The 15,186-nt window shown below is 72.7% G+C and carries 12 protein-coding genes and 1 pseudogene; 5 read left to right on the top strand and 8 right to left on the bottom strand.

The genetic code is table 11. The features are described from left to right. Nucleotides 1-34: 34 nt before the first annotated feature. A complete protein-coding gene (locus H8R17_RS03490) occupies nucleotides 35-1,162 on the bottom strand; it encodes a peptidoglycan-binding protein (protein ID WP_187821621.1) in 1,128 nt (375 codons plus the stop codon). A 399-nt stretch (nucleotides 1,163-1,561) separates the two neighbouring features. Between H8R17_RS03490 and H8R17_RS03485 the strand changes: the two genes are divergently transcribed. After that, nucleotides 1,562-2,059 carry a hypothetical protein gene (locus tag H8R17_RS03485; protein ID WP_187821620.1) on the top strand — a complete coding sequence of 166 codons (498 nt, stop codon included), beginning with the start codon at nucleotides 1,562-1,564 and terminating at the stop codon, nucleotides 2,057-2,059. 6 nt (nucleotides 2,060-2,065) lie between these two features. Further along, entirely contained in the window at nucleotides 2,066-2,368 is a 303-nt protein-coding gene (locus H8R17_RS03480) for a hypothetical protein (RefSeq protein ID WP_187821619.1), read from the top strand. Here the strand turns inward: H8R17_RS03480 and H8R17_RS03475 are convergent. Continuing rightward, entirely contained in the window at nucleotides 2,357-2,779 is a 423-nt protein-coding gene (locus H8R17_RS03475) for a DUF1992 domain-containing protein (RefSeq protein WP_187821618.1), read from the bottom strand. The genes H8R17_RS03480 and H8R17_RS03475 overlap by 12 nt on opposite strands. Nucleotides 2,780-2,899: 120 nt before the next feature. Between H8R17_RS03475 and H8R17_RS03470 the strand changes: the two genes are divergently transcribed. Next, on the top strand, nucleotides 2,900-3,292 hold the full coding sequence (locus H8R17_RS03470) for a hypothetical protein (protein WP_187821617.1): 393 nt from the start codon (nucleotides 2,900-2,902) through the stop codon (nucleotides 3,290-3,292). On the opposite strand, the gene cydD is transcribed toward H8R17_RS03470, so the two are convergent. Genes cydD through H8R17_RS03455 form a run of 3 tightly spaced genes read right to left on the bottom strand, consistent with a single transcriptional unit; the run spans nucleotide 3,264 to nucleotide 9,466 of the window. Next, nucleotides 3,264-7,154 (bottom strand): thiol reductant ABC exporter subunit CydD, encoded by a 3,891-nt coding sequence (gene cydD / locus H8R17_RS03465; RefSeq protein WP_187821616.1) that lies wholly within the window; start codon nucleotides 7,152-7,154, stop codon nucleotides 3,264-3,266. The two genes, H8R17_RS03470 and cydD, sit on opposite strands and share 29 nt — an antisense overlap. Nucleotides 7,155-7,188: 34 nt before the next feature. Next, on the bottom strand, nucleotides 7,189-8,199 hold the full coding sequence (gene cydB / locus H8R17_RS03460) for a cytochrome d ubiquinol oxidase subunit II (protein WP_187821615.1): 1,011 nt from the start codon (nucleotides 8,197-8,199) through the stop codon (nucleotides 7,189-7,191). Between the two features lie 46 nt (nucleotides 8,200-8,245). Beyond that, complete coding sequence (locus H8R17_RS03455; protein WP_187821614.1) at nucleotides 8,246-9,466, bottom strand: cytochrome ubiquinol oxidase subunit I; 1,221 nt, start codon at nucleotides 9,464-9,466, stop codon at nucleotides 8,246-8,248. A gap of 157 nt (nucleotides 9,467-9,623) precedes the next feature. Between H8R17_RS03455 and H8R17_RS03450 the strand changes: the two genes are divergently transcribed. Further along, nucleotides 9,624-10,544 (top strand): LysR family transcriptional regulator, encoded by a 921-nt coding sequence (locus H8R17_RS03450; protein ID WP_187821613.1) that lies wholly within the window; start codon nucleotides 9,624-9,626, stop codon nucleotides 10,542-10,544. 110 nt (nucleotides 10,545-10,654) lie between these two features. On the opposite strand, the gene H8R17_RS03445 is transcribed toward H8R17_RS03450, so the two are convergent. Next, nucleotides 10,655-11,326 (bottom strand): O-methyltransferase, encoded by a 672-nt coding sequence (locus tag H8R17_RS03445; protein WP_187821612.1) that lies wholly within the window; start codon nucleotides 11,324-11,326, stop codon nucleotides 10,655-10,657. A gap of 380 nt (nucleotides 11,327-11,706) precedes the next feature. Between H8R17_RS03445 and H8R17_RS03440 the strand changes: the two genes are divergently transcribed. After that, entirely contained in the window at nucleotides 11,707-13,755 is a 2,049-nt protein-coding gene (locus H8R17_RS03440) for a bifunctional glycosyltransferase 87/phosphatase PAP2 family protein (RefSeq protein WP_187821611.1), read from the top strand. Here the strand turns inward: H8R17_RS03440 and H8R17_RS46285 are convergent. Together H8R17_RS46285 and H8R17_RS03435 are read right to left on the bottom strand one after the other, a co-directional pair. Then, nucleotides 13,712-13,894: pseudogene (locus H8R17_RS46285) on the bottom strand (hypothetical protein); the annotation flags it as partial. The gene H8R17_RS03440 and the pseudogene H8R17_RS46285 sit on opposite strands and share 44 nt — an antisense overlap. A 117-nt stretch (nucleotides 13,895-14,011) precedes the next feature. Then, a complete protein-coding gene (locus H8R17_RS03435; protein WP_187821610.1) occupies nucleotides 14,012-15,181 on the bottom strand; it encodes a steroid 3-ketoacyl-CoA thiolase in 1,170 nt (389 codons plus the stop codon). Between the last annotated feature and the right edge of the window lie 5 nt (nucleotides 15,182-15,186).

Genomic DNA, 15,186 nt, shown 5'->3' with positions numbered 1-15,186 from the left:
GCGGCCTCGTCCTCACAACGCCGGACGGGTTCTGTCAGGGCTCGCTCGTCTCCGACTCCAGCCTTGTGCGGGTCTCCTGGCCGTAGACGCCCAGGTCGTCGCCGTGGATTCCCCGTGCCTCCTGGTAGTTGCGCAGCGCGTCCTCGACCTGGCTGGTGAACTCGTCGTTGATGTCGCCGTTGTAGAGGTACAACTGGCGTAGGCGCAGCTGGAGTTCGGTGACCTCCGGTCCCTTGTCGCCCCGGCGCAGGACCCGGCTGGTCCTTTCCCGGCCGTGGTCGGACGCCTCCATGGAACCGGTCGCCTCGGGGGCCGTCGGGGTCGGTGTCGGTACGGCTGACCGGGTCGGAGCCGGGGAGGTGCTGGACGGCGACGTGGACGGGTTCAGCGAGGGAGACGGGCTCGCGCTGGTGGGCGGGGACGTCGGCGAGGCGGGCGCCTGCGGCGGGGCCGACGGGGTGTTCGTGGCCGGTGGTGTGGAGGGCGGGGTGGTCTCTGTGTCCGGGACGCTGGCCCGTATGTCGTCGGGCAGTGCGGTGTCCCGTGACGGCTTCTCGTAGGAGAACAGTCCGCTCGCGTACCCGGACGCCGCTACGACCGCGACTACCGCGCCGGAGGCGGCGAGGAGGGCCGCGCGTCGGCGTCGGCGGGGTGGGGTGGGCGGCTCGTCGAATTCGGGAGTGGGCGGGGCGGGTGCGCTCGGTGCGGTGGTGATGGGGGTGAGCCGGGTGGCTTCGGGGTCGGTGGCGTGCGGCCCGGTGGGGTTCGGCTCGGAGAGGTTCAGTTCCGGGGAATCGGACTCCGAGGGGTTCGGCTCCGAGGGGTTCGGTTCCGAGGCGTTCGGTTCCGAGGCGTCGAACAGGCGTAGATCGGCCGTGGCGGGCTCGGTGGGGGAGGGCTTCGGGGTGTCTTCGGGTGCCGGGGCGTGGGCGGGGGCCGCGGATGGCTCGAAGTGTGCGTCCCACGCGGCGTCGGACGCGTCGTCGAGTTCGACGTACGGCCGTATGCGCAGGGCGTCGAAGTCCTCCGCCGCTGCCGCCTGGGCCTCGCGGGTGTCGCGCCGGGCGTCCGACGCGCGGCGGGTGCACGCGCAGGAGGGTGTGTTGTCCGGCCTGCGGGGTGCCCCGCACTGCGGGCACGGGGGCCCCATCGGCTGTTCCATGACGTTCGTCGCCCCTCCCCTCGCACTCCAGAGAACCCGGAGAACTTCAGAGATTATCCAGATCTTCTCCACAGCCTCGCTCGGAAGCTCCCCGGAATGTCCGATTCCGGCCGGGTTCAACAGGTCATAACGGTCACACCGATCACCAGCGGGGCGCCCCAGTCCAGGAGCACGTGGCCAGGGCCGTTCAGCCGCCACAGCCGCGGGCGCGCGCAACTGCCGTAGCTTCGGGCAGTCGTGCCTCCCCCAGTGCAAGGACCGCTAAGGGCCTGGGAGGTACCCCCAGGGCGGCACGGGTGGGCGCAGCGGCACCCCGCCGGCGGGGGTGAGCGCACCCACCCCCGGCCCCCACCGACGCCGACGCCGTTTTGACGGCGGGCTTCGGGCTACCCGGTGTTCATGTCCACAGGGCTGATCATTACGTTGATCGTGATCGCGGCGGTCGTTGTCGTCGGCGTGGGACTCTGGGTGGCGCTGCGTCGGCGGCGGGTGCGTGAGCGGCCGTTGGCGGTTGCTGAGCGTGCGCGGTTCGAGGCGCGGTGGACGGCCGTTCAGGAGCGGTTCGTCGACTCGCCGCGGGAGGCCGTCGGCGAGGCGGACCGGCTGCTCGGTGAGGTCGCCGTCGCGCGAGGCTATCCGGACGGCGAGCGGTACGAGCAGCAGCTCGACGCGCTGTCGGTGCGCCATGCCCGCCATCTGGACGCGTACCGGCACGTGCACCGGATGGCCAGGGAGGGCGAACCGGGCACGGAGGAGATGCGCGCGGCCATGGTGGAGGCGCGGGCGCTGTTCGAGGAGCTGGTACGGCCGTCCCGGCACGACCGGGACCGGCGGACCCCGGCTGCCCGTCCGCACCTGCCGGGCGCCTTCAACAGGCGGCATCCGAAGGAGAGTTGATCGTCCATGTCCGACCGTGCGCCTGATCCGCGGCTGCTGCCGCCCGACGAGTGCGACAAGCTGGCGCTGCGCCTGGAGAACGTGGTGTCCGGGTTCGTCGACGGGCCCCGGGACGCCGTGGCGGAGGCCGACCGCGTGCTGGAGGACGTCGCCGGCCGCCTGACGGACGCCGTGGCACAGCGTCGTCGTACGCTGCGCATGTCCTGGCAGCCGGGGGAACCGGGGGAAGGGAACGCCGTCGACACCGAGCAGCTGCGGCTCGCGCTGCGTGACTACCGGGTTCTGGTGGAACGGCTGCTACGCGTGTGATCCGCCCGCGGGCTGGTGGCGTTCACGCCACTGGTGGGCGATCTCCTCGACGTCGTACGGCCTTTGGCCCAGCGGCGGACCCGGCGGCGGCTTGAGGAGCATGTCGCGGATCTTGGTGTTCACGTCCTCGATGATCCTGCGGGCGGCCCGTTCGGAGGGGGCCGCCAGCGCCGCCGCGAGCGCGTCCTCGGCCTCCTTGCGCAGAGCCAGGCCCGGTGGCAGGACGGAGACGCCCTCGCGGTGCAGCTTGCGCCTGACCCACCACAGTTCGTCGTACGCCGCTTCCATGTCGCGGGGGAGCGGCTTGCCGGCGCCGGAGAGGTGATCGAACTCACCGCGGTTCTCCGCGTCGCGGATCTGCTTTTCCACCCAGGACTCGAACGGGACACCGGGTGGCTTTCGCTCGGTCATGAGGCCCATTGTGCCGGACGCCGTGCAGCCGGGCGATCTATCATGCGGCGGCGGTGCGCCAATCCGGCCGCCGTACAAGGCCGTTCCCGGTCTGTACCAGGATGTTCAGGAGGAGCGCACGTGCTCGAACTCACCATGGCAACCGTGTCCGCGGCGGAGGCGGGTGCCACGGCCGGCATGCTCATGGCCGACGCGCCCAGCGAGCCGGGCGCCGTGCTGCGGGTGGGCCGGGACAAGTCCGTGTGCCGGCTCGCGACGCCGGACGACTGGCTGTTCGTGTCCCGGGTCCACCTGGAGTTCCTGTGCGGGCCCGACGGCACCTGGCAGGTGTCGTGGCTGCGCGGCTCGCAGCCCGACCCCTCCTCCGAAGTACGGCTGACCATCGGGGGGTACGCGCAGCCCATCGTCTACGGCGGCACCGTGCCGCTGCCCAGGGGCGGCAGCGGGGAGATCATCGTCCAGGACCGCACCGAACCGCGCAGCGTCAACGTCGGCTTCTACCACGAGGCGTGACGGCGCGGGACTGGCGGTAGGTGCGGCCTTCGTCCAGTACGACGATGTCGTCGGCGGCTGCAAGGCCCGCCGGCTGGTGGGTGACCAGCAGTGTCGTACGGCCGTGCGTGGCGTCCAGGATGTCGGTGAGCAGCGCGTCGGCGGTGTCCGGGTCGAGTCCCTCCGTCGGCTCGTCCAGGAGCAGGACGGGCGGGTCGGCGAGGAGCGCGCGGGCCAGCAGCAGGCGTTGCCGCTGGCCGCCCGACATGGCGGCTCCGTCCTCCGCGAGGACCGTCTCCCAGCCCTGTGGGAGGGACTCGATCCAGGGGAGCAGGCGGGCCTGCCGGGCCGCCTCGCGCAGGTCGTGCCCCGTGGCGTCCGGGCGGGCGAGGAGCAGGTTGGCGCGGACGGTGGTGTGGAAGACGTGCGCGTCCTGGGTCACGCCGGTGATCGTCCGGCGTACGTCGGCGCCCGCGCAGTCGCGTAGTTCCCGGCCGCCGATCCGGATGCTTCCGGCCTCGTAGTCGACGAACCGCATGAGCGCCGCGAGCAGGGTCGACTTGCCCGAGCCGCTCGCGCCGACGAGAGCGACGCGCCGGCCGGGCGGCAGGCTGAGGTCGGCGCCGTCCAGGGCCCAGGGGCCGTCGGGGGTGTGGCGTACGCGCAGTCCGGTCACTTCGAGTGTGGCTGTGGTGGGTGGGGTGGCGGGGGCTGTCGGCTCCGTGACCGGTGCCGGGGTGCGGAAGACGTCGGCCAGGCGGCGGGCGCTGACCCGTACCTCGGCGAGGCGTCGTGCCGCGGCGGGCAGTGGGGTGAGGGCCTCGAAGGAGACCAGGGTCAGGACCGCGAGGACCGTGAGGTCCACGGCGGGCAGGTCGCCGGTCGTGTGGGCGCGCAGGGCGAGCAGGGTGACGGCGAGTGTGGCCGCGCCCTGGCAGAGCAGTACGGCGGCCGAGGCCAGGCCCGTCGTGAGTGCCGTGCGGCGCTCCAGTGCGGCGAGGCGGCGGTGCGTGGCGTGTGCGCGGGCGTGGGCCTGTTCGGCGGCGCCGGATACTGCCAGGTCGGCGGCGCCGCGGACGAGGTCGACGGTGCGGGCGGCGAGCTCTGACCGTGCCTGCGTCTCGGCGGCGCCCGGTCGGGCGGCGGAGACGAACACCAGGAACGGCACCAGTAGCCCCGCCGCGGCGAGGAACAGCGCGAGGACGGGAGCGGCCGTGGGCAGCAGCGTGGCGGCCAGGCCGATCGCCGTGCCCGCGACCACGGTTGCCGTGGCGGCGGGGAGCAGTACGCGCAGCAGCAGGTTCTGTACGGCGTCCACGTCGTCGACGAGGCGGGTGAGCAGGTCGCCGCTGCGGAATGCCGGCAGGCCGGCTGGGGCCAGTGGGACGAGTGCCTCGTACACGCGGGTGCGGAAGCCGGCGACGGCCCGTAGTGCGGCGTCGTGTCCGAGGAGCCGCTCGGTGTAGCGCAGTGCGCCGCGGCCGAGGGCCAGGGCCCGTACGGCGACGATCGCGAGGGTTACGGCGGCGAGGGGCGGTTGCTGAGCGGCCCGTGCGATCAGCCAGGCGGCGGTGGCCGTCAGTGCGGTGGCGGACAGTTCGGCGGTGGCGGAGGCGAGGGTTGCGGGGAGTAGGCGGCGCCAGTGCGGGGTGAGGGTGCGCAGGAGGCGGAGGGTCGGGTGGGGCACGTGGTCCGGCGTTGCCCGGTGACCGTCGGCTCGTGTGGGCCGGGGGGCGATCGCGCAGCCCGGCGCTGGCGGGGTGCCGCCCGCGCCCACCCGTGCCGCCCTGGGGATACCTCCCAGGCCCTTTGGCACTGGGGGAGGCACGCATGCCCGCGGCCTGCGAGCACGGTTGCGCGCTGTCGTCGGGTGCGGGCGGGTGGGGTGCTGTGTGCGGGCGCGCGGCTTGCGGCTTTGCCGCGCGCCGTTGTCGGCTGCGGAGCCCTGGGCGCGTGGCGCCCGGTCGGGGGTTGGCAGAGCGAGGTCGTGGGCCGGGGCGGCCGCGTCGGCGATCCGGTCCTCCCGTGCCTCGACGATCCGGGTCTCCCGTGCCCTGGCGATCCGAGCCTCCGGTTCCCCGGCTGGCCGAGTCTCCCGTTCCCCGGCGATTCGGCCGTCCTGTAGCTCGATGATCCGGTCGGTGTGGGGGAGGAGGGCGGGGCGGTGGAGTACGGCGAGTGTGGTGCGGCCTCTCATCAAGTGGGCGGTGGCCTTTGTCACCGTCGCTTCGTTGGCGGGGTCGAGGTGAGCTGTGGGTTCGTCGAGGAGCAGGATGGGGGCGTCCTTGAGGAAGGCGCGGGCCAGGGCGATTCGTTGGCGTTGGCCTGCGGAGAGGCCGGCTCCGCGTTCGCCGAGGCGGGTTGCGTAGCCGTTGGGCAGCTGCTCGATGAAGCTGTCGGCTGCGGCTGCCCGCGCGGCCTGACGTACCTGCAGGTCGGTGGCGTCCGGGCGGCCGAGGCGGATGTTGTCGGCCACGGTCGCGGCGAACAGGTGGGGGCGCTGCGGCACCCAGGCGATTCGGCTGCGCCAGTCGTCCGGGCAGATGCTGGCGAGGTCGGTGCCGTCGGCCCGGATCCGGCCCGACTCGGGCGGGACGAAGCCGAGGAGCAGGGCGAGCAGCGTCGACTTGCCCGCACCGCTGGGTCCGACCAGGGCGACGCGTTCACCCGGCCGCACGTGCAGGCGCAGCCGGTCCAGCGCGGGCGACCCGCGCCCCGGGTGGCGCACGGTGACGTCCTCGAGGGTCAGCGCGGGTGCCGTAAGAGTCAGCGCCGGTGCCGTCGTACGGAGGCCGCCGGGTGTGGGTGCCGTCGCAGCGCCGTCGGTTGCGGGTGCCGCAGTACAGTCGGCGGATCCGCCCGCGGTCCGCCCGGAGCCGTCGGCCGGCGACCGACCGCCTCCGGTGCCAGGCGCGGAACGGCCGTCCCCGGTGGCCTCCTCCCCTTCGTCCAGGACGGCGAAGACCCGCTCGGCCACCGCGACCCCCTCCGCGCTGTCGTGGAACGCCGCGCCCGCCGTGCGCAGGGGCAGGTAGGCCTCGGGGGCGAGGAACAGGACCAGCAGGGCCGCGTGCAGGTCGGTCTCGCCGGCGAGGAGGCGCAGGCCCAGGGGGACGGCGACCAGTGCGACCGAGAGTGTGGCGACCGTCTCCAGAACCCAGGACGACAGGAACGCCACCCGCAGGGCCCGCACCGTGGCCCGGCGGTGGGCGTCGGCCATCTCGCGCACCACTCGGCTCTGGTGCCGTTCCCGGCCGAAGGCCCGTAGCGTCGGCAGCCCGGCCACCGCGTCCAGGAAGTGGCCGCCGAGCCGGGAGAGCAGGCTCCACTGCCGGGCGGTACGGGCGGCGGTGTGCGCCCCGACCAGTGCGCCGAAGAGGGGGATCAGCGGCAGGGTGAGGAGGATGACCAGGGCTGACGTCCAGTCGGTGGCCGCGAGCCAGGCGATCACCACGAGCGGCACCACCGCCGTGGTCGCGAACGTGGGCAGGTAGGTCACGACGTATGGGTCCAGGGCGTCCAGGCCCCGTGTGAGCAGCGCCGTCAGCTCGCCGTGCCGGGTCCGGGCGAGCCGCGGCGGGCCCTGGGCGCGGATCGCGTCGATCAGGCGTCCGCGCAGCAGGCTCTTGGCCCGCGCGGCGGTCCGCTGGGCGAGGGCGGTGCGCGTCCAGGACAGCAGGGCCCGCAGCGCTACGACGGCGGCCAGCGCGGGCAACGGTCCGGTCGCCGCCCGTCCGGCGAAGGCGTCGGCGAGCACCGTCGCGAAGAGGGTGGCCTGCGCCACGGTCACCGCAGCGGTCAGGGCGGCGAGCCCTGTGAAGACCGCCAAGTGCCTTCTGAGGAGGGGGAGTTCGCGCAGGAGGCGGCGTTCGGCGGGTTTCATGACAACTCCTTGGGGCGTACGGCCGCAGACTGGCTCAGAAGTACGTCGGATGCCGCTGTCCGGTGCGGCCCCGGAACACCCACCAGCTCCACGCCTGGTAGGCGAGGATCGCCGGGATCACCAGGACACCGAAGGCTGACAGGACGGTGAGGGTGGCGTCGTCCGCGGCGGCCTGGCCGACCGTCAGGCCGGCGCCGGACCGCGAGGCCAGGACGTAGGGGTAGTGGGCGAAACCCAGCAGTGGCACCGGCGTCAGGGCCGCGCAGCAGGTGGCAGTGAAGGCGGCGCCGGTCCGGCCCCGGGACAGTGACCGCCACGCTGCGGCGAGGGCGGCGGCCGGCACGGCCGTGAGGACGGCGGCGGACACCGGGTTGTGCGGTGCGGCGCCGGCGCCGAACAGGGTGAGGAGCAGGGGGAGTACGGCGATCGCGGCGGTGGCGCGGAGCAGGGTCCTGCCCGTGTGCGCGGCGCGGGCGGCGGCCTCGGGGGCGGCGGAGCGCAGGGCCAGGAACGCGGCGCCGTGGGCCGCGAGGAGCAGGGCCATGGCCACCCCGCAGGACAGGACGAACGGATGCAGCACGTCACCGGTGCCCACGTGGAAGCTGCCGTCGGGCCGCCGGGGCAGGCCGCGCAGCAGCAGGCCCACGATCAGGCCCCAGCACAGCGCGGGAAGCGCACCGCCCAGGACGACCAGGGCGTCCCAGCGCCGCCGTCCCGCGGCCGTGCGCGCCCGGCCGCGCAGTTGCACGGCCGCGTTGCCGGTGACCAGGCCGACGAGGATCGCCACGATCAGCGGGTACAGGCCCGACAGGAGGCTGCCCTCCAGGTGCGGGAACGCGCCGAAGAGCACCCCGGTGAAGGCGACCAGCCACACCTCGTTGCCCAGGAAGAACGGGCCCATGGCGGACAGGGCGGGGCCCCGGGCGGTGTCGTCGTGGCCCATGGCCGGCAGCAGCATCTGCACGCCCAGGTCGTAGCCGCCGAGGACGAAGTAGCCGCCCAGCAGCAGGCCCAGGAGCGCCAGCCACGCGGTCTGCAGATCCATCTCGTTACTCCTGTTCGGAACGCGGGCGGGTGGGAACGCGAGCCGGTCAGAAGGCGGGGACCGGCTGCTTGTCGCCCTGTCTGTCCTCGGGGGCGGCGCCCAGCTGCACGCCCTGCGGGCCGCGGCGGGCGAAGCGGATGATCAGGGCCCAGTTGGTCACGGCGAGAGCGACGAAGAGGGCGACGAACCCCGTGCAGGAGACGGCCAGGGTCGTGACGCTCACGTGCGAGACCGCGTCCTCGACCTTCAACTCTCCGTACACCAGCCACGGTTGGCGGCCGACCTCGCGGAACACCCAGCCGCCCACGGAGGCGATGAAGGGGAACGGGATCACCGCCGTCATCAGGTACGCGAGGGGGCGCCGGCGCACCAGCCAGTCCTTCCACAGCAGGACGACGGCGATCAGCGTGATGGTGGACACGGTGTTGCCGATGATCGTCATCGCGTCCATCGAGATCCGCAGCCAGACGTGCCAGGGCGCGTCACTGCTGTCCAGGGCGGCCAGCTTCGCGGGCTGGGTCCGCTCCAGCAGCGGGAACTGGAGGTCGCCGACGATGATGACGAAGAACGACGCGAGCATGCTCACCCAGACTCCGAGCCGCAGCGACCCGCGGAACAGGTCGGTCTCCTCGGTGCCCCGGGCGAAGTGGAAGGCGCTGATCCCGGCGACGAAGACACCGCCCGTCGTCAGCGCGGCCAGCGTGATGTGGGCGAGGGCGAGGAGCGCGCTGGGGTTGGTCAGCAGTGCGCCGAAGTCGGTCAGGTAGGCGGTGCCGTCGCGCAGTTCGTAGCCCACGGGATGCTGCAGGAAGCCGTTGGCGACGAGGATCCAGTAGGCGGAGGCGTAGGCGGTCAGGGCCACCAGCCAGATCAGCGTGACGTGGATGCCCTTGCGCAGCCGGCCCCAGCCGAAGATCCACATGCCGAGGAAGGTGGACTCCGCGAAGAAGGCGATGAGGGTCTCGAGTGCCAGCGGGGCGCCGAAGACGTTCCCGGCGAACTTGCTCAGTCCGCTCCAGTTGAGCCCGAACTGGAACTCCATCACCAGGCCGGTGGCGATGCCCACCGCGTAGTTGATGAGGTACAGCTGTCCCCAGAAGCGGGTCGTGCGCTCCAGGACCGCCCGCCTGGCGGGATCGCGGGTGAGCGCGGCACGGGTGTGCAGGAGCGCCACGAGCGGCACCAGGCCCAGGGTGAGGATCACGAACAGCCAGTGGATCCCGGTCGTGGCCGCGAACTGGAGCCGGGCCAGATCCGAAGCGCCCATGGTTCGGCCTTCCTTGCTGTCACGGGGATACGGAGGCCGGTGGACCTCCAGCAGCAACGTAAGGACCGGACGCTTATACCGTCCAAGACGAAATCCGCCATGACTTCATTGCCGGGAAGGCATGAGTTCGGCGGCGCACGTGAGTCAGGATGACCGCATGGATCTTCTCCAGCTGCGCTACTTCCGCACCGTCGCCCGCTTCGAGCACATCAGCCGGGCCGCCGAGGCGCTGCGGGTGGCGCAGCCGTCGGTCAGCCGCACCATCGCGCGCCTGGAGGCCGAGCTGGGCACGCCCCTGTTCGACCGGGAGGGGCGGCGGGTGCGGCTGAACCAGTACGGCACGATGTTCCTGCGGCACGTGGAACGCGCGCTGAGCGAACTGGACGACGCCCAGCGGGCGTTGCTCGACGCCCGGGACCGGGGCCTTGGCCGGGTCTCGGTGGCCGCCGAGACCCTGCTCACCCTCACCGGGCTGCTGGCCGGGTTCCGTACGGACCATCCCCGGGCGGAGGTACGGCTGTTCCAGTGCACGGCGCAGGAGATGGAGCGGCGGCTGCGCGGCCGGGAGGTGGACTTCTGCCTGGCGTCCCAGCCGCTGACCGGGCCCGCCCTCGCCTCCGCGGAGCTGTTCCGCGAGGAGGTGCTGCTGGCGGTGCCGCTGGGGCACCGGCTGGCGGGGCGGGACGGCGTCACCATCGCCGAGCTCGCCGCCGAACCGTTCGTCACGCCGCGCCCCGGGTACTGGCAACGGGCCCTGCTGGACCGGCTGTTCGCCGCCGAGGGGCTCACGCCGGTGCTGTCCTGCGAGGGCGACGAGCCGGGCGCCAGTGGTGACCTGATCGGCGCCGGGCTCGGTATCGGCCTCGTACCCGCGATGTCCCGTGAGCTGGGCATGCGCGCGCGGGTCGACTGGGTACGGGTCGACGCACCGCAGTGCCACCGCGTTCTCAGCCTGGTCTGGCGTGCGGACGCCTACCACTCCGAAGCGGCCCGCAGGTTCCGGGAGTTCAGCACCGCCCGCCCGTTCCTGACCCACTTCCAGACGGAGCGGGGGGACGAGCGGGACGCGGTCGGCTGAGCGGTGTTGTCGGTGGTGGACCGTGGGCGTGGCCGGCGTTCACGGATGCGGTGCTGATGTCGGTCGGTGTGAGCCGGGGGTGCCCGCGGCTTGTGAGCAGGTCCACCCCCCTACGCCAGCACCCGTGCCAGTGCGAAACCGTCGTACCCCTTGCTCCCCACCGTCTGGACGGCCGTGCCGCTGAGTCGGGGATGGCTGCCGATGAGTTCGATGGCGGCGCGGGTGCCCCGGATGTCCGGGTCGGTGCTGTCGGTGTCGGCGACGTGGCCGCCGCGTACGACGTTGTCGACGATGATCAGGCTGCCCGCGCTCGTGAGGCGCAGCGCCCACTCCACGTAGTGCGGGTTGTTGGCCTTGTCGGCGTCGATGAAGACCAGGTCGAACGGCGGCGGGTTGTCGTCGGCGAGCTTGGGCAGCGACTCCAGGGCCGGGCCGACCCGCACCTCGACGATCCGGTCGAGACCGGCGCGGGCGATGTTGCGCGTGGCGACCTCGGCGTGCTTCGCGCTGTACTCCAGGGAGATCAGCCTGCCGTCGGCGGGCAGGGCGCGGGCCAGCCAGATGGTGCTGTAACCGCCGAGCGTGCCGATCTCCAGGATGTGGCGGGCGCCCTGGAGCTGGGCGAGCAGCTGGAGCAGCTTGCCCTGCGGAGCGGTGACGTTGACATGCGGAAGCCCGGCGGCGTCGCTGTCGCGCAGCGCGGCCTCGAGGGCCTCGTCGTCGGGCGAGAGGTGGCCGGCGAAATAGGCGTCGACGTCGGCCCAGGGCTGCGGCTGGCTCATGGATCTGTGCCTTTCCCTATGGCTAGTTAGCAGTTCTAACTAGGTGCGCTAACGAAGGTAGTTGGTGATCGTTCCCTGTCCGCCGCTTCGCGGCGGCGTGTTTCAGCCGAACGGGTGAGAGCGCGGCGGGCGGCGCCCGGCGCGGCCACAGGCAGGCCCCTCTGTGATCCGTCTCGCGTCCCCGAGAGGCATCCCAGCCACCCCCCGGCTATCGTCATCGGGATAAAAGAAGAGCGGACGTCAGGTGAAGCGGGGGTAACCTGCGTCTCTCTCCCGGGGGCGGGTCGAGCCTCATAGGGTTCGCACAGGAAATTCCCGTGCACGGGAAATTCCCCGTGCACGGGACGCATGGGTCGAACGGGGCGGGAGGCCGACGAGGCGTGGCGAATGCGGAGCACGGTGGGCAGCCGGCGGAGGCCTTCGGAGTGACGGCCGTCGGTGCGGCCAGGGCACGCCTGCGCGCGGCCCGCCTCGGACTGTGGCTGGTGGCAGTGATCCTCGCCGTACGGCAGGTCGCCGTCGTCCTGAGCACCCCGCGCGGGGAGCGGCTGACGGACCTGGAGACCTGGGTCGGACCGAACGGCGTCCTGCACGTCAACGGCTCGCTCTACGAATCGACGCGCTTCACCGGCACCCCGTTCGGCGGCCTGGTCCTCAAGCCGCTCACCAGATCCGCCGAGCAGGCCCTCGGCTGGGGCTGGACCTTCGGCACACTCCTGCTGGTGGTCGCCCTCGGCCTGGTCGCCGCCCGCGCCCTGCCGCAGCCGGTCGGCCGCCGTACGGCCCTGCTCGCCGCGCCGGTCGCGATCAGCCTGCTGATGCTGTCGCTGCCGGTGCGCAACGCCCTCTCGCTCGGCCAGACCGGCATCATCCCGGTCCTGCTCGTCCTGCTGGGCTGTTTCGTCGCCCGCGGCCAGCGCACCAGCGGCGTCCTGATCGGCGTTGCCGCCGCCCTCCAGCCGACGCTGCTGCTGTTCGCGCCGCTGCTGTGGTTCACCGGCCGCCGCCGTGCCGTGGCCGCCACCGGCGTCACGTTCGCCGCGTGCACCGCGCTGGCCTGGGCCGCGATGCCGCACGACTCGTACACCTACTGGGTGCACCACCTGGCGGGCGTCGGCCTCGGCGGCCGGGCCGACGACCTCGGCAACCAGTCCCTGCACGGCGCCCTGCTCCGCCTCGGCCTCACCGGCCCGCTGGAGATCGTCCTGTTCCTGGCGCTCGGCGCGGCCGTCGCCGTCCTCGGCCTGCGCCGCGCCGTGCGCTACGCCCGCGACGGGCAGCTGCTGCTCGCCGTGGCCATCACCGGCTGCGCAGCGATCGTGGTGGCGCCCACCGCCTGGCAGCACCAGCTGCTGTGGGTGCTGCTCGCGGTCGTCGGCCGGGTCGGCACACGCGCCTCCGACCGGCTCGTCTGGCCGGTCGCCGTCGTCCTGGTGATGACCCTGCCGGCGAAGATGATCCTGCCGAACATGGCCGCGCTGTACCCGCTGCGCGGCAACGTCGTCCTGCTCGCCGCGATCGCCGCCGCCACCGCTGTACCGTTCCTGTCCCGCACCTCGCCGTACTACCGGTCGCCGATCCCCACCGAGTACGCCGCACCGGTCCCGGCCCGCTTCAGACACGTCCCGCTCCTGCCCTTCCTGCGCCGCGTCCTGACCCGCCCCAACCTCTTCCTCGAACTGCTCCTCATCCGGGTCACCTACGCCGCCTACTCCAAGGTCCGGCTCGCGGCGACCGGCGGCAGCAACGCGGACGGCCGGGCCCGCGCCGAGGAGCACGGGCAGCAGATACTCGACCTCGAACGCGTCCTGCACCTCGACATCGAGCACGCGATCAACCACGCCGTCGTGAAGGTCGACTGGCTGCGGAGCTTCTTCGACTTCTACTACACGTCGTTCCACTTCATCGTCCCGCTCGCCGTCCTCGGCATCCTCTGCTGGCGCCGCCCCGTCGACTACCGCTGGGCCCGCGCCTCCCTCGGCTTCGCCACCCTCCTCGCCCTCGTCGGCTTCTGGCTCTACCCGCTGGCCCCGCCCCGCCTGATGCCGCACCTCGGGATCATCGACACCGTGCACGGCGTGCAGGACTTCTCCAAGCCCGACTACGGCATGCTCACGGCGCTCACCAACCAGTACGCCGCGATGCCGTCCCTGCACTTCGGCTGGTCGCTGTGGTGCGGTCTGGTGATCGCGATCATCGCGCCCAGGGCGTGGATGAAGGCGCTCGGACTGCTGCACCCCCTCTTCACCCTCTCCGCGATCGTCACGACCGGCAACCACTGGGTGCTGGACGCGGCCGGCGGCGCGGTGGTGGTCGGCGCGGGCTTCGGCCTGACCTACCTGCTCCAGGGCCCGCGGGCCCGGACCGTCACGGCCGTCGCCGGGATCAGCAACGAGAAGGACCTGCTGAAGGACCGTACTCCGAGCTGATCCGGTACTCGCCCGGCGCGGTGACCGTCAGCCGCGTGAACTCGCCCTCCCGGCTCAGACACCCGCCGTCGTCCCGCGGCCACGGCGAGTACGCCACCCGCACGGTCACCGCGCCCGGCCGCGCCACCCGTACGACCATCCCGTGCTCAGCCGCGCGCCCCGAACGGTTGGGCACACCGGTCCCCCCGCAGGGCCTGGGCGATCCGATGCCCCGCACGATCGCTCTGAATCTCCTTCCCTCGGCAGGGAGCGCCAGTCAAAGCCGCTGGATGATCGTCCCGGTCGCAAGTCCGCCGCCCGCGCACATGGTGATCAGCGCGAACTCCTTGTCCGCGCGCTCCAGTTCGTGCAGGGCGGTCGTGATGAGCCGGGCGCCCGTCGCGCCGACCGGGTGCCCGAGGGCGATGGCGCCGCCGTTCACGTTGACCTTCGTCAGGTCCTGGTCGAAGGCCTGCGCCCAGCTCAGCACCACCGACGCGAACGCCTCGTTGATCTCGACGACGTCGATGTCCTTCAGGGACATCCCGGCCCTGCCCAGCACGGCCTTCGTCGCGTCTACGGGGCCGTCGAGGTGGAAGTGCGGGTCGGCGCCGACCAGGGCCTGGGCGACGATCCGGGCGCGCGGCCGCAGTTTCAGGGCGCGGGCCATCCGTTTGGACGCCCACATGAGGGCGGCGGCGCCGTCGGAGATCTGTGAGGAGTTGCCCGCCGTGTGGACGGCCGTAGGCATGATCGGCTTGAGCCGGGACAGTGCCTCCACGGAGGTGTCGCGCAGCCCCTCGTCCTTGTCGACGAGCCGCCACATGCCCAGGCCCGCGTGCTGCTCCTCCTCGGTCGTCGGGACCTGGACGGCGAACGTCTCGCGTTTGAAGCGCTCCTCGGCCCAGGCGTGCGCGGCCCGCTCCTGGGAGAGCAGGCCGAGGGAGTCGGTGTTCTCCCGTGTCAGCCCGCGATGCCGGGCGATCCGCTCCGCCGCTTCGAACTGGTTGGGCAGGTCGACGTTCCACTCCTCGGGGAAGGGCTTGCCGGGCCCGTGCTTGGACGCGGAACCCAGCGGGACGCGCGACATCGCCTCGACCCCGCAGGAGATGCCGACATCGATCACCCCGGCCGCGACCATGTTGGCGACCATGTGCGAGGCCTGCTGCGACGACCCGCACTGGCTGTTCACCGTCGTCGCCGCCGTCTCGTACGGCAGCCCCATGGTCAGCCAGGCGGTGCGCGCGGGGTTCGCGGACTGCTCCCCGGCCTGCGTCACCGTACCGCCCACGATCTGCTCGACGCAGTCGGCGGGGATGGCGGTGCGGCCCAGGAGTTCGCGGTAGGTCTCGCCCAGCAGGTAGGCGGGGTGGAGGTTGGCGAGCGCGCCACCGCGCTTGCCGATGGGGGTGCGTACGGCTTCGACGATCACGGGTTCGGCGGCCATGGGTG

It is taken from the genome of Streptomyces sp. TRM68367 (genome assembly GCF_014495685.1).
GTDB lineage: Bacteria > Actinomycetota > Actinomycetes > Streptomycetales > Streptomycetaceae > Streptomyces.
This window is presented reverse-complemented; position numbering and strand designations above follow the sequence as displayed.

Bases quoted from the DNA above. Each gene is read 5' to 3' on its own strand.
- cydD (WP_187821616.1), bottom strand. From the start codon at position 7,154: ATGAAACCCGCCGAACGCCGCCTCCTGCGCGAACTCCCCCTCCTCAGA.
- H8R17_RS03480 (WP_187821619.1), top strand. From the start codon at position 2,066: ATGTCCGACCGTGCGCCTGATCCGCGGCTGCTGCCGCCCGACGAGTGC.
- H8R17_RS03445 (WP_187821612.1), bottom strand. From the start codon at position 11,326: ATGAGCCAGCCGCAGCCCTGGGCCGACGTCGACGCCTATTTCGCCGGC.
- H8R17_RS03435 (WP_187821610.1), bottom strand. From the start codon at position 15,181: ATGGCCGCCGAACCCGTGATCGTCGAAGCCGTACGCACCCCCATCGGC.
- H8R17_RS03450 (WP_187821613.1), top strand. From the start codon at position 9,624: ATGGATCTTCTCCAGCTGCGCTACTTCCGCACCGTCGCCCGCTTCGAG.
- cydB (WP_187821615.1), bottom strand. From the start codon at position 8,199: ATGGATCTGCAGACCGCGTGGCTGGCGCTCCTGGGCCTGCTGCTGGGC.
- H8R17_RS03490 (WP_187821621.1), bottom strand. From the start codon at position 1,162: ATGGAACAGCCGATGGGGCCCCCGTGCCCGCAGTGCGGGGCACCCCGC.
- H8R17_RS03475 (WP_187821618.1), bottom strand. From the start codon at position 2,779: ATGACCGAGCGAAAGCCACCCGGTGTCCCGTTCGAGTCCTGGGTGGAA.
- H8R17_RS03485 (WP_187821620.1), top strand. From the start codon at position 1,562: ATGTCCACAGGGCTGATCATTACGTTGATCGTGATCGCGGCGGTCGTT.
- H8R17_RS03455 (WP_187821614.1), bottom strand. From the start codon at position 9,466: ATGGGCGCTTCGGATCTGGCCCGGCTCCAGTTCGCGGCCACGACCGGG.